The organism is Mesorhizobium sp. 2RAF21, from assembly GCF_052115345.1.
Classification (GTDB): Bacteria; Pseudomonadota; Alphaproteobacteria; order Rhizobiales; family Rhizobiaceae; genus Mesorhizobium; species Mesorhizobium terrae.
In genome coordinates, this window is record NZ_JBFRGM010000002.1 from 282,107 (window position 1) to 295,240 (window position 13,134).

The 13,134-nt window shown below is 56.5% G+C and carries 12 protein-coding genes; 3 read left to right on the forward strand and 9 right to left on the reverse strand.

Annotated elements, in window-relative coordinates; genetic code table 11:
• Positions 1-9 precede the first annotated feature (9 nt).
• The 6 genes from AB4136_RS04130 to AB4136_RS04155 form a co-directional block, all read right to left on the reverse strand.
• A complete protein-coding gene (locus AB4136_RS04130; protein ID WP_065997453.1) occupies positions 10-867 on the reverse strand; it encodes a carbohydrate ABC transporter permease in 858 nt (285 codons plus the stop codon).
• A complete protein-coding gene (locus tag AB4136_RS04135) occupies positions 867-1,787 on the reverse strand; it encodes a carbohydrate ABC transporter permease (RefSeq protein ID WP_065997454.1) in 921 nt (306 codons plus the stop codon). The genes AB4136_RS04130 and AB4136_RS04135 overlap by 1 nt, the downstream gene beginning before the upstream one ends.
• Positions 1,784-3,043, reverse strand: a complete 1,260-nt coding sequence (locus tag AB4136_RS04140; RefSeq protein ID WP_065997456.1) for an ABC transporter substrate-binding protein — start codon at positions 3,041-3,043, stop codon at positions 1,784-1,786. Before AB4136_RS04140 ends, AB4136_RS04135 begins: the two co-directional genes overlap by 4 nt.
• Positions 3,036-4,043, reverse strand: a complete 1,008-nt coding sequence (locus tag AB4136_RS04145; RefSeq protein WP_065997457.1) for an N-acetylglucosamine kinase — start codon at positions 4,041-4,043, stop codon at positions 3,036-3,038. Before AB4136_RS04145 ends, AB4136_RS04140 begins: the two co-directional genes overlap by 8 nt.
• A complete protein-coding gene (locus tag AB4136_RS04150; protein ID WP_065997458.1) occupies positions 4,040-4,834 on the reverse strand; it encodes a DeoR/GlpR family DNA-binding transcription regulator in 795 nt (264 codons plus the stop codon). The genes AB4136_RS04145 and AB4136_RS04150 overlap by 4 nt, the downstream gene beginning before the upstream one ends.
• A gap of 195 nt (positions 4,835-5,029) precedes the next feature.
• Positions 5,030-6,346, reverse strand: coding sequence for an alpha-glucosidase/alpha-galactosidase (locus tag AB4136_RS04155; RefSeq protein WP_065997462.1), 1,317 nt, complete (start codon positions 6,344-6,346; stop codon positions 5,030-5,032).
• Positions 6,347-6,462: 116 nt separating this feature from the next.
• Here AB4136_RS04155 and AB4136_RS04160 point away from each other — a divergent pair, with 116 nt between their 5' ends.
• Positions 6,463-7,347: a helix-turn-helix domain-containing protein gene (locus AB4136_RS04160; RefSeq protein ID WP_065997463.1), complete on the forward strand. Its 885-nt coding sequence runs from the start codon at positions 6,463-6,465 to the stop codon at positions 7,345-7,347.
• Between the two features lie 110 nt (positions 7,348-7,457).
• Here AB4136_RS04160 and AB4136_RS04165 read toward each other — a convergent pair whose 3' ends face one another.
• Both AB4136_RS04165 and AB4136_RS04170 read right to left on the reverse strand, forming a co-directional pair.
• Complete coding sequence (locus AB4136_RS04165; RefSeq protein WP_065997464.1) at positions 7,458-8,411, reverse strand: hypothetical protein; 954 nt, start codon at positions 8,409-8,411, stop codon at positions 7,458-7,460.
• 34 nt (positions 8,412-8,445) lie between these two features.
• A complete protein-coding gene (locus AB4136_RS04170) occupies positions 8,446-9,546 on the reverse strand; it encodes a glycoside hydrolase family 5 protein (protein WP_137902116.1) in 1,101 nt (366 codons plus the stop codon).
• Positions 9,547-9,759: 213 nt separating this feature from the next.
• Here AB4136_RS04170 and AB4136_RS04175 point away from each other — a divergent pair, with 213 nt between their 5' ends.
• Positions 9,760-10,461 carry a response regulator gene (locus AB4136_RS04175; RefSeq protein ID WP_065997465.1) on the forward strand — a complete coding sequence of 234 codons (702 nt, stop codon included), beginning with the start codon at positions 9,760-9,762 and terminating at the stop codon, positions 10,459-10,461.
• Between the two features lie 37 nt (positions 10,462-10,498).
• Positions 10,499-10,684, forward strand: coding sequence for a hypothetical protein (locus tag AB4136_RS04180; protein ID WP_065997466.1), 186 nt, complete (start codon positions 10,499-10,501; stop codon positions 10,682-10,684).
• A gap of 715 nt (positions 10,685-11,399) precedes the next feature.
• Here the strand turns inward: AB4136_RS04180 and AB4136_RS04185 are convergent.
• Entirely contained in the window at positions 11,400-12,485 is a 1,086-nt protein-coding gene (locus AB4136_RS04185; RefSeq protein ID WP_065997467.1) for an ATP-binding protein, read from the reverse strand.
• Positions 12,486-13,134 lie beyond the last annotated feature (649 nt).

The window sequence follows — 13,134 nt, forward strand, 5'->3', positions numbered from 1 at the left end:
TCTCCGATTTCATTTGACCGAACCAGCCAGCAAGCCACTGACGAGGTAGCGATTTAGGAAAATGACAACGAGTGCGGGGATGACGATGGCGATGGACCCGCTCGCCGTGATCAACCCGTAGTCGATGAAATTCTTGGTGACGAATTCCGGGATCAGCACCGTCAGCGGTTTTGTCGCTTCAGGGGAAAAGATCAGAGGGACGAGGTACTGCCCCCATGCGCCAAGGAAAGTAAGGATGGCTGCCGCCGTCAGACCAGGCCCCGCCAGCGGCAACACGATCCTAAAAAAGATGTAGAGCTTACCTGCTCCATCAATCTGCGCAGCTTCTTCCAGGGCGATCGGCAGCGCTTCGAAAACGCTGCGGAGGAGCCACAGCGAAAGCGGCAGATAAGCCGACACATAAATCAACGCAACCCCGAGATATGTGTCCACAAGATGCAGGCGGATCATGATCTGATAGAGCGGGATCAGTACCGCATAGGCGGGAATTGCAAGAGTAGCCACGACGGCCGCGAAGAGCATGCGACGTCCGGGAAATTCCAGTCGTGTGAATGCATAAGCGCCGAGCGCCGAAATCGCGACACAAAGCAGGGTGGCGGCGACAGAAGTGACGATGCTGTTGACCAACGCCGCGCGAAACTGCGCCCATACCTCAACACCGCCGATGCGCGCGATATTGATGCCGAGCAGGCGCGAAAAATGATCCAGTGTGAAGTGCTGCGGGAAGAAGTGGATCGGCCGTGCCGAAAAATCCTCGGTAGGTGTGACGGCGCTCACCAGCGTCCAGTAGATCGGACCGAGGGACCAAACCAGTAGGGTCGCTACGCCCACCCAAACAACAATGCGGTTGCCAAATGTCTGTTTCATCAGTCGAACCGAGTGTTACGATAGACGCGCAGCACATAGACGAGCGAGATCAGCAGCGAGACGAGCGTGATCACGAGCGAAAGCGCCATGCCGTATGAGAAGCGAAGGTTTTGGAAAGTTTCGAGGTAGATCTGGACCAAAACGGGCCGCGTCTCCAAACTGGAGCCCGCCAGAACCCAAGCTTCGTCGAACAGATTGAAGGCGTTGACCGTTGCGTTGGTCATTGCGACTGCAATCGCGCTGCGCACTAACGGCAGGGTAATACGCAGAAACATTTGCGTTTGCGTGGCGCCGTCAATACGAGCGGCCTCGTAGAGATGTGCTGGAATACCTTGCATGGCCGCCAAGACGATTACGACCGTCAACGGCATCATCCGCCAGACGTGAACCACCGTAACGGCGATGATCGCACTTGCGCGATCGTTGAACCAAACGTGGTTCTCGAACGGCAAGCCGAATGCGGTGAGTATTCCGTTCAGGAGACCAGCCCCCGGCTGGAATATCCAGAGCCAGATGACGGCGTTAACAACGCCGGGCAGCGCCCACGGCAGAATAACGGCAGCGAGAAGCCATTGCCGCCCGACACGAACCTGGTTGATGAGCGCAGCGGCGAGAACACCGAAAACCGTCTCAGCCAACACCGCCAGCAAAACATAGAGAAACGTATTGATCCACGCAGATCCAAGCTGGCCGTCGGAAAACATGCGGGCGTAGTTTTCCAGGCCGACGAAAGGCGTTCCCGCTTGCATCGGATTGACCCGATGCAAGCTGTCCCACACCGTCCTGCCCATCGGGGCAAAGACCAATGCCGCCATGGTGATCAGGATCGGAGCGACCAGCAGGAAGCCGAGCATGGCGTCGCCGTTGCCGCCGACGCCATGTTTTTTGCCTCCCGAACTAAGCGAGGCTGCCAATGTCATTGAGCCTTGGCCTGCTTGGTGGCCTCGGCGATGCTCTGCACAGCCTGCTCGACGGTCATCTGGCCCTTGGCGGCGCTGTTGATCGCCGTGTTCACCGCGCTCGAGAATTGCGGATACCAGGTCGGCGTGCCCTGCGGGAACAATGCCTCGACCGTCTTTGACTGCGTAACCAGGGCGCTGCCGCTGCGCAACTTACCCGCATCATTCAGCTCGGCAAGAACGGACGTGCGAGTGGGCAATATGCCGTTGGCGGTATAGTTCTGCGTCTGGAATTTCTTGGCCGTGAACCATTTGATGAATTCGATCGCGGCTTCCTTGTTCTGCGACACGTTTGGAATGCCGATTGCTTCCGGCAAGCCAAAGCTGCGGGTATTCCCGCTTGATGTCGCAACCGGGATCGCCTCGACTTGGCCAGCGACCTTGGATTGCGCCGGGTCATTCATTTGACCGAGACGGCCAGGCTCTCCCGAAATCATGATGCTGGTCAGACCCTGTGCGAACTGGCCTTCATTGATCTGGCTGTCTTTCAGATTGGTCGAAGCTGGATCGACAAGTCCGTCTTTCAGAAGCTTCAGTTCGAACTCCAGAGCTTTGTATCCAGCCGAATCCGGCTTGGTGAACAGGGGCTCGAAATTCGCGTCGAACAAATCGCCACCGAAGGCTTTCGTCAAAAGGTACCAGCTCGTCGAAGCCCCTTCGGTAGGCGACAAGGGTAGGCCAATTGGATAGTTGACGATGCCTTTTTCCTTGATCTTCTTCGCTGCCGCGGCAAGTTCGTCCAGTGTTTTCGGCATCTCGGCGATGCCGGCATCCTTGAAATGCTTCTTGTTTACCAGCATCACACGGAAATCGTTGCTGTAGGGAATACCAAGCAACTTGCCGTCGACGGTGAAGATGCCGGAAACACCGATATCCTTTAGCGCCTCGGCGTTGATCGCGTCGTTCAATGGTGCGTACCAGCCAGCCGCACTAAACTGTCCGGTCCATGACCAATCGATCTCGGTGACATCTGCGGGGGTCGTGCCAGCAATCAGCGCCGTAACCAGCTTGGGTCGGATATCGTCCCAGGCAAGCGTCTGCATGTTCACGTGGATGCCGGTCTCCGCCTCGAAATCGGCGGCGATATTGGACGCCTGCGGCGACGGCACGAGCACCGTAATGGTCTTACCCGCGAGCGGCTTCTTGTCATCGCTGTGTGCCGGTCCAGCTACAGCCAAAGCAGCCATCACTGCCAGAGGTTGCATCAATTTACGCATGTTCCCTTCTCTCCTTATTATTGAGGCCTGCTTCACCTGTTTGTTCCGTCGCGCTGTTTGCGACAGCAGCAAGTTGCCCGATCCAGCTATCATCGATGAGCCAGCCGAGAAGTTGGGCGGCTGCCAAGAGGGCGCCGCCGATGGGAGGAAGCTTGGGAGCAGTCAAAGGGCGGTCGATGCGAGCACACAGCGCATCGAGCAACCGGCGGCTGGCAAAAGTGCCGCCGGCATAGGTCCACCCCAAGGCCGAACCGTTGTGACCAGCTGTTGCGGAGATGGCGGCAAAATGCTTCGCCAATTCATCAGCGGCTCGTTCGATCAGATCGAGGGCGCCCGCATCACCGTCCCCTGCAGCGCGATCCACCAGGGTCGATAGCGCAGCTATGCCGGATCGTGGATTGGCAAGACCCGTCACCCAGCCGCCGAGCGCGTTCATCGGGTCGGACCGATCGATCTGCAAATGTTCAAACATCATGTCCGCCAGGGCCGTAGGCCTGGCACGCCCGTCGATACTCTGGCTTACGAGGTTGAGCGCAGCGCGTCCGATCCAGTATCCACTGCCCTCGTCACCGATCGCATCACCCCACCCGCCAACGCGAAACGAGACGCCAGTCGCGTCTCGTGCCCAAGCCATGGAACCGGTTCCCGAAAGGAGGAGGATGCCAGCGCCTCCCGCGAATGCGCCAAGATGGGCCGCTTCGACATCATTCAAGATGCGCTGTGGCACATCGCCAAACGCGCAGGAAATCGCGTCGCGCTGCATTTCGGAGAGCCTCTTCACCTCGCTATAGGCGGGAAGTGCGGCTGCGACGGCACCGATACGCGGGTCGCCGACGAAGGGAGCAAGCTGCGCGTCGAGTTCCTGACGCCAACCTGGATTGTCCATCGGATTGACGCCACCACCCCGAGATAAGCGTAAGAGCCGCCCCGATCTATCGGCGAGAGCGACAAGGATCTTGCTGCCGCCACCATCTATGCCGAGGATCAGATCGCGCTTCACGCCTCTACCCCGGCGCTCACAATAGTCGCCTTGACGCCAAGCTCACCAAGCTGGTTGCGCCATTGCGCGGTCAGGTTCGCATCGGTGATGACCTGGGTCTCGGCTAAGGGCGCGACCTTATAGGTCGCCATGGTTCCGAACTTCGAAGCATCGGCCAGTAAGAAGCGGTGAGCGGATCGGCTAAGCATACATCTGTTGAGGCTCGCTTCCGCGCTGTCGACACTGTAGATCGCAGCATCAGGACTGATCGCGCTTGCGCCCAGGAAAAGCTGATCGAACCAGATGGTTTCCAACATTGCTTCAGCTTGGGGGCCAACGAGCGAAGCGTTTTCGCTACGCAATTGACCGCCCAAAAGCACAACATCCAGATTGGGAATGTTGAGGAATTCCTGGGCGACCGTGAGCCCATTGGTAAAGATGCGTAGCGGCAATGGGTTGATGCGAATGAGCCGCGCCAGTTGGAACACCGTCGTTCCAGCGTCGAGAAAAATCGCGGTGCGCGGTGAGAGCAACTCATAAGCAGTTGTCGCGATGGCGCGCTTGGCGGAAAGGTTGCGCTTCGCCCGTTCCTGAAACGCAAGCTCGACCGAGGAGCCTTCAGCAATCTGGGCCCCGCCATGGACCCGATCGATTGCCCCTTCTCGTTCAAGGATTTGCAAGTCCCGGCGAACCGTCGCCAACGAAGCGCCAATTGAGTCTGCCAGCTGCTGAATGGTGGAGAAGCCGTTCGCGTAAAGATGGCTGCGAATAGCATCGAGGCGCTCCGGCTTCATCCCTCCAGCCTGACTCACCGGCACATCCTCCCCTACACGACTTCTCTTTGTTTCAATCAGAATTCCACCACATTCAATCAGTGTCAATCATAATTCTGATTTTTTTTGATCTATTCGCGCGAATGCCCTGAACAAGAAAATAGCGCGCTTCCGAGCAAGGAAGCGCGCTATTTCAAATAGTTAGAGATTTTCGATTATATGAAGCAGAGCGAGTTAGTGGTAGTTCGGCAGGAGACTACCGTGCGCCTCGATCATCTCGTCGACGAGCTGCCAGATCTCGTCGGGCGACAATTCCGCCGATGTGTGAGGGTCGAGCAATGCGGCTTGATAGATGCGGTCGCGCTTTTTGGTCAGCGCCGCCTCGACGGTCAATTCCTGCACCGAGACACTCAGTTGCATTGTCGCGGCGAGCTGAGATGGAATCCGACCAATACGAACGGGTTGCACCCCGTTGCGGTCGACATGGCAAGGCACCTCAACGACGCATGCGTGAGGCAGATTTTCGATCAACCCGCCATTCGGCACGTTGCCGTAGATCAGCGCTGGTTGCCCCGTCACCACGGCATGGATGATGCCCGCGGCATATTCGTTGCTGCGGCATACCTCGATCGGATTGCCGCCTTCGAGGGACTTCTTCAATTCCTGCCATTCGGCGATCTGCACTTCGCAGCGCCGGATGTATTCATCAAGCGGGATGTTAAGGGTCTCAATCAGATCACTTCTGCCATTTTTGATATACCACGACGTGTATTCGGAGAAGTGCTCGCTCGATTCCGTTACAAAATGGCCGAGCCGCTTCAACACGTCGAAACGCACCTTGTCGTTCTGCGGCGCGCGCCCTTCCTGCACCAGCGCCTTGAGACGCGGGTAAAGGTCCACGCGCGCGCCGTCGGCGAGCCGCTTTTCATATTGGAGGAAGAAAGCGACGTGATTGATGCCTGCCGACACATAGTTGATATCAGCGATGTTTTCGCCAAGACAATCAGAGAGATGGGCTGCCGTGTGTTGTACGCTGTGGCACAGGCCGACTGTTTTGATGTCTGGTGCGATTTCCTTGATCGCCCAGCAGTTGATCGCCATCGGATTGACGTACTGCATCAGAAGCGCGCCCGGGCAGAGGTCTTCCATATCGCGACAGATTTCCTCTAACACAGGGATGGTCCGCAACCCGCGGAAGATGCCGCCGATACCCAGAGTGTCACCGATGGTTTGTCGCAACGCGTAACGCCTGGGAACCTCAAAATCGGTGATCGTCGCCGGCCGATAGCCCCCCACCTGCATCATCAGGATAACGAAATCGGAACCCTTGAGCGCTGCGCGCCGGTCAAGCGTAGCCTCGATGCGAACCGCCTCCAGCTTCAACGCCTCGCAGATGCGCCGGGCGACAATCTCCGATGTCCTCAATCGCTCGGGATCAATGTCGAAGAGGCTGATCACATAGTCGGCATTACCCGAATTGGAGAGTACATCCCCGAGAATGTTCTGGGCAAAGACCGTGCTGCCGGCGCCCACGAGGCAAATCTTCGTCATTACGTGCTCCAGTTGGGATTTTTCGGGAACTGGCTCCTAGTCTATCCTTTCAAACAGGATTTTCCTCCTGCTATGAACCATCACATTCCTGAATCCGCGCAAGCGAGAAACCCATCATGACGAAGAGCCTGCGCTTTCGAGGTGAAAAAGCGTTCAGCGTTCCCGGAGAGGAATTTTTGATCGAACGCCATATCGCCGACACGATGGCCATTGCGCACTGGCACAACCATGTTGAGATCAACCTCCTCATGAAAGGCAGAATGAACTACCTTTTCAACGGAAGGCAGGAGGAGGTCGAGGCTGGAAAGTTGGTCCTGTTCTGGGCGGCAATTCCGCACAGAACTATCGATGTTTCGAAAAATGCGCCGCTGATTTGCATTTATTTGCCACTGGTCGATTTCTTGGGTCTGTCAATCGATCGCCGCATTAGACAGGATATCATGCAGGGTAGATTCCTGACTGATCCGAGGCCTGCTTGGGCAGATACTGCGCAGATGTCGCGATGGGCGCAGGAATGGGAAGAGGGCAAACCGACCCGGCGTCGATTGGCGGCCGATGAAGTGCGGCTGCGGGTCAAGCGCCTCGTCCTCGACACGCTGGAAACGCCACATATCGAGCACCGACCGACGGTCGCCCCAATCAACAGCGCGGCGGTGCAACGCGCCGAAGCGTTGACCGAGTTGATCGGCGCGCGTCATGCCGGTTCACTGTCATTGACAAAATTGGCCAAACTATCCGGCATTCATCCAAGTACCGCCAACAGGACTTTCCGCGAAGTGCTGGGTGTCTCGGTCAATGAATACCTGATACGCTATCGGCTGGCCCAAGCTATCCAGCGCCTCGCCGATACCAACGATCCGGTCCTGCAGATCGCCTATGATTGTGGCTTCGGCTCAAGCAGCCGTTTCTACGATCTCTTCAAACATCGCACCGGCATGACCCCCAAAGTCTTCCGCGCCCGGGTCGGCAGGGCCGGCGCACCGGACGTTGATCACGATTGAAATATGTCTGCTTCTTCGAAAAAACCGCTATCCCTGCAACTTTGAGACGTTTTTCGGTAACGAGTTCATTCTCTCAGCAGTAAACGGCATCGATAAACACGACAGGGAACTCAAATATTTGTCGGGTGAGCAATTGCAGTTCCATCGCGTGTCACAAGGCATCTTAATCGCGCCAGCATAAGTCTGACCAGGACATCCCGATCGGGCGCATGCTCTGCGACCATGGTCTGGCGGAAATGCCAATAGAACCCGCCACCGATGAAACGCGTCATCGATGGCATTCGATAGCTGTAGAAACGTTCGAGCAGCGCTGCGCGCTTCGCCGGGTCGGATGGCACGCCTTTGCCCCAGCCAAATTCGCCGATTCCAAGCAAAGCGTTGGGAAAGCGGCTAGCCAACGCCCCGAAGACCCGATCGAATTCCGCATGTGAAAGCTGATGGCCGCCGTTCTCATCTTCGTAGTAGCTGACAAAGACATAGTCTAGGCCAGCCCGCATGCGATGGTTGAAGGGAATATTTGCGTCGACCCAACCGATCATCTCCGCGGACGACTCAGGCACAGGCTCGTAGTAGAGCGTCAATGCGGTGAGGTGCTGGGCAGCTTTGGCTGCATCGTACATGATTTCTATTTTCTGCAGCGTGTCCTCGCCTACCCAGTCGCCGTTGACTTCGTTGCCGATCTCCCAGATGCGAACAATCGCGCCGAGCTTTGCGATATAGGCTGCCATCCGCATCTCAACTTCCTTCGGCTTCAAGCTCGCCATAGTGTGAGAATCGACGGCAAGGCCCATAACATCAGCAACGGAAGCCGTCGCTTTGATACAAGGCAGATAGTCATCCGGATTGGGCCCTCCATCCTTGGGCGGATCGAAAACAGTCCGGACTGTCGAACGCCTGGGCAGATGCGCGAGCGCTTTGATCTGCTGTTCGGTCCGCTCCATGCAATTGTCGCTCGTCAGGCCCCATAGATAGGGTTGCTGAGCGATGGCCGTATCGCTGCCGCCAACGATAGAGACCGCGAACCAGAGAACGAGTTCCGAGATGACGCGCGCAGCGACCCACATAGTTGCGATCCGCCCCCTAAGCCGCTCGATATTTTCAGTCTCGATCCATCAGTGCACGCAGCAGCGGCTGACGCCATCGACCACGATCCGCGTCATAGGCACCGAACACGGAGCAGAACTCCCAGTAGGCCCAGGCAAAGCCATTGCTTTCGGCTTCCTCGGCGACCGCGCGCGTCCACCGCTGCCGTGACGGCATGTCGGCAACGCGATGACTGCCGAATTCTCCGAGGTAGATTGGCCGATTGTGCTGCATGCTCCACGCCGCCACCTTGGCAAAATCGTCGTGCAGTGCCCGCCTATCCCGAACGCTTCCAGCCCATCTCGTTCCGAGCCAAGCTGCGCTGCCTTCGACCCAATCAGCTCCCTGATGTGTGAAGTGCGCCGGCTCGTAGTAGTGAAACGTGACAATCAGATTATCGTCTTTCGCTGGAAGGTTGAGCCGATCCAATCCCTTAAGATCATATTGCTGGCCCGGCCCGACAATCACCATGCGCCGCGGGTTGCTCTGGCGTATCGTCTGAAGCAACATCGGAACCAATTTCGCCCAACGCGCATCGGTCAGCTCACCTTCAGGCTCGTTTAACAATTCGAAGCTGAGCGTCGAAGGCCATGTTTGATAATGACGTGCCACCTCGCCCCACAACGTTATAAAACGAGCCTGCTCCTCCCCGGGACGCGTACTCATCTCCTCGTAGTGATGAAAATCGACAACAACGAAGAGCCCCTGCGATAGGGCTTGTTCGATCGCCCAATCCACCCGATCGAGAAAGGCGCGATCGACGGCGTAAGGAGGATTGCCGTCAGCGTGGGCTGACCAGCGGACAGGAATACGGACGGCGTTGAATCCAGCTGCCTTGATGGTTTTGAAATAGCCAGCTTCCAACGTAACTCCCCAGAGACCTTCCTCCGGCGCATCCAGAGCATTGCCCAGGTTGATGCCTCGAGCGAGACGCAGGACATAGCGAAACGCCTCTCCTCTACCAGTCTCCGCAACAGCCTTGTCCGGTGAGATGTTCCACACAAAGAACAGAACGAGGTTGATAAACATGTACAAAGCAAATCGGCACATGACGACCTCGACGGCTCGTGACTGCGATCTATCTGTTTGCGATGCTTTGAAAAACTGCAGCATCATACGAGCCTTGGATTGATCCTGGGCGCGAATGAGGGAATGCAACCTCCGGGAAACAGGATTGGTCCGTGTCCTCGATCCTATCTCTGCATCTGAACCAACCGCTTTGATCTATTGGTTCACTATGTTGGAGAAGCGTGGATATTGGATGGATAATTCATGGAGGCAATCTCTGACGACTCGACGTCGCAAGTTCACCATGTCATCGGGTAGGCGATGACAAACAGCCCGACCAATCCCCTCGTGCTGATCGCGGAAGACGATGCGGAGATCGCTGAAATCCTCGGCGCCTATCTAACACGCGAGGGTTTTCGCGTAGTACGTGTTGCCGATGGTCGTGCGGCGCTCGACCTGCATATGGCACTAAAACCCAATCTTATACTTCTAGATGTGACTATGCCGCGTCTCGATGGCTGGGAAGTATTGGCTGAAGTGCGCCGCAGAGGCGGCACTCCTGTCATAATGATTACGGCTTTGGATACCGATATCGACCGTTTGCAAGGCCTGCGCATTGGCGCCGACGACTATGTCGTCAAGCCGTTCAATCCGATCGAGGTCGTAGCGCGCGCAAAAGCAGTGCTTCGTCGCACCGGGCAAGCGGTGGAAAGCGGTACGCTGCGCGTTGATCAGCTTGTTATTTATCTCGATAGCTATTTAGCAAAAATAGAAACTGGAACCGAGACACGTACGCTACAGCTAACACTCACGGAATTCCGGATACTCTCCCATATGGCTCGTGCGCCGACCAAAGTATTCTCACGAAGCGAACTGGTCGACGCCTGCCTTCCAGGTGGCGATGCTCTAGATCGAACTGTTGACAGTCACGTCAGCAATTTGCGTAAAAAACTCGAGCAAGCAGATGTAGCCGGGATGCTGGCGGTGGTCCGAGGAGTCGGCTACCGACTAAGGGCTGGCTAGTTATGCGCCGCAGCCCAGGCCGACGATAGTTTTGTCGATGATCGTCGTTGCGATTGTCGTCGCTCTTTCGGTGTTCGCCGGTTTCTATTTCCCGTATTCGCTCATTGCTATTTTTCTCCTCGACATCCTACGAGGACTGGCACCCCCGGGGACAGAGTTGCTCGCGCTCGCGACTTCCGCCATCGTAACGTTGCTCCTTGCAGGCACGCTGGCAAAAAACTGACCCAACGAATTCTGACACGTCTGAAATTCGTTCACTGAAAGCGTCAGGCCTATCGGCAGCGGCTATCTTCGCTTGATCGACAGATGCCAGATTAGGCCTACTTCCATGCGGCCCAGCCAATCCCGATTGCGATATGATAGAGGCGGGAATCCACGTGCCAAGTCCAGCCAGTTTGTTCACACAAACGCAGCCACCTCTGCCGCCGTCATCTTCTGGTACCGATCAATGAATCCTGAGCCTGGATAAGGAGCAACACTTGAGCGCAGAATGTAAGAGGATGCGGAGGTGCCTGGTGTTGAGCCTTGTTGTGGGGCTTGGAACCACGGCATCGGCGGAGCCGTCGACATGCGGTTCACATTTTGAGTTTGTGTCGCCTACGGCGCATGCCCGACCGGCGAGAAGCTTCTCAGGAATCTCGGCCTCTATGTCAGTAATGGAAATCGTTAAGCGTATCGGTCCCGCGATGCGAGATGTTGGTTCGGGGCTCCACGTCTTGCAATGGGATGTCACAGATGGGCGAACGTTTTTCGTCTCTGCGCCGAGCTTCTGCGGGAAACCTGTAGGCATGGGCTTCCGTAAGCGTTGGCCTTAGCTGGGCAATCGTGCCAATCTAGCCTTGATTGGGCGAACAACTTTTCCTGGCTCCGCCTAAGCGATTTTTCTCATTGAAAAATCGAGTAAAATTACTGCAAAAACCTATCCGCGCACAGGTCCTCTAGGTTCGAGCCACTTGAGCACGCGGCAAATGTATCTCGAAGATCGCACCTGTGGGATTTGCTGCGCGCGCAAGAGCGACGCCGCCATGCGCCTGCGCAATGGCCTGCACAACGGCAAGCCCCAAGCCGCTGCCGCCTTTTGCGCGTGAGCGCGATTCATCCGCGCGCCAAAATGGCTCAAACACCAGGCGTTCGGCGCCAAGAGGTAGACCGGGGCCGTCGTCGCAGAAACGCAGAATCCCTGTTTCGCGCGTTGCACGCATTTCGATGCGGAGAAGGCCAGGGGCGGCATATCTTCGGGCATTTTCAAGAATGGCAAGAATTGCCTGCCTTACCCGCGCACTATCGGCCATAACTTGAACGCTCCCCCCCAAATCGAACAAGAGGTTTATGCCGGCGTCTTGGAGCTCTGGGGTCACAAAGGACGCCACCTTGGCGACCTCCTCTGCAAGGTCGACGGGTTCGAGCTGAAGCTCGAGCCGACCACTTTGTGCAAGTGTGAAAACTTTTAGGTCCTCAACAATGCGTGTAAGGCTATCGACTTGGGCAACTAGCCCCTCAAATGATATCGTTTCCGACGCAAAGACGCCATCGACGATCCCCTGAAGGCGCCCCTTCAGAATTGTAAGCGGTGTTCTTAGTTCATGCGCGATTGCCACATTCCAAGCGCGCATTTCAACTTCTGCCTGCCTCAATTGGTCGGCCATCGCATTAAAATCGTCGACAAGTTGGCGCGTCTCGTCAAACATCGCGCCTTGTGGAGCGGCGCGGGCTGTCAGGTCACCAAGCGCGATACGCTGTGCTGCCGAGCCGACTGCTTCAAGAGGTCGGATAATACGACGCGTAAAATACGCAGCAGCAGCACTCGCACCGACCATGCCTAGTGCCCAAAAAGTGATAAAAGCCCCCCATTCGAGCGGTTGTGGCCAGTTTGAGTTCCAATCCTTCCGCCAGAACGCTGGGTCTATGTATTCAACGAGTGCGTAGAACAGAACCATGCCGGCAATCATCGCCGCGAGTGCGACGCCGGTGACAGCTGCCATCCAAATCACGAGATGACGATTAAGCCCCGTTGCCGATTTCATGGAAATTCCGTCAATCTATCTCCAACGTCGTGTACGCCCGGTAGGAAGCTCCGCGGTCAGGCGACGTAACACACTGGAAGCCGCACAATTGCCCGTGAGCTCAAAGCAGCGCTTACAAAATTGAATGGTCACTCCGGTGCATCAACGATGGAATGCTTACCCCAAAACATTCCATCGTTGATGCGAAATCTGCTTTAGCAAATGGATGGGTTAGTGCGCCTCGTCGATTGGCCTGCGAATCGTCACCTTGGCAGACTGCGGCCGTCTTGATGTGCAAATCGAGTGTGTTGCGCTGGCCAAGGACATCAAAAGATCGCCAATGCGTCGAACCGTCCCTCGCGGGAGCAGGATTTTCACCGGACCTTGCTGTGATTGACATTGTCGCCGTGACCGATCCGATGCGGATCCGGCAGGCGCGCCTGCACTTTTGAACGACGTACAACGCGCCCGGGCGCATCGAAATCGCCATACTAGAATCCGCCAGCTCTATGGCTCCCCGCGTTGAAGATTCTGATCCCAGGCTGCAACCAGAACTCCTTCCGGGGTATTTCGACCCGTTCATGCGCGTGGAGGAAACGCTTTCACCTCTCTAGAAGGGTGTGGATCTCGGACTGTTGGTTGTTCGGTCAATTGCTGAAGCTAACGGCTG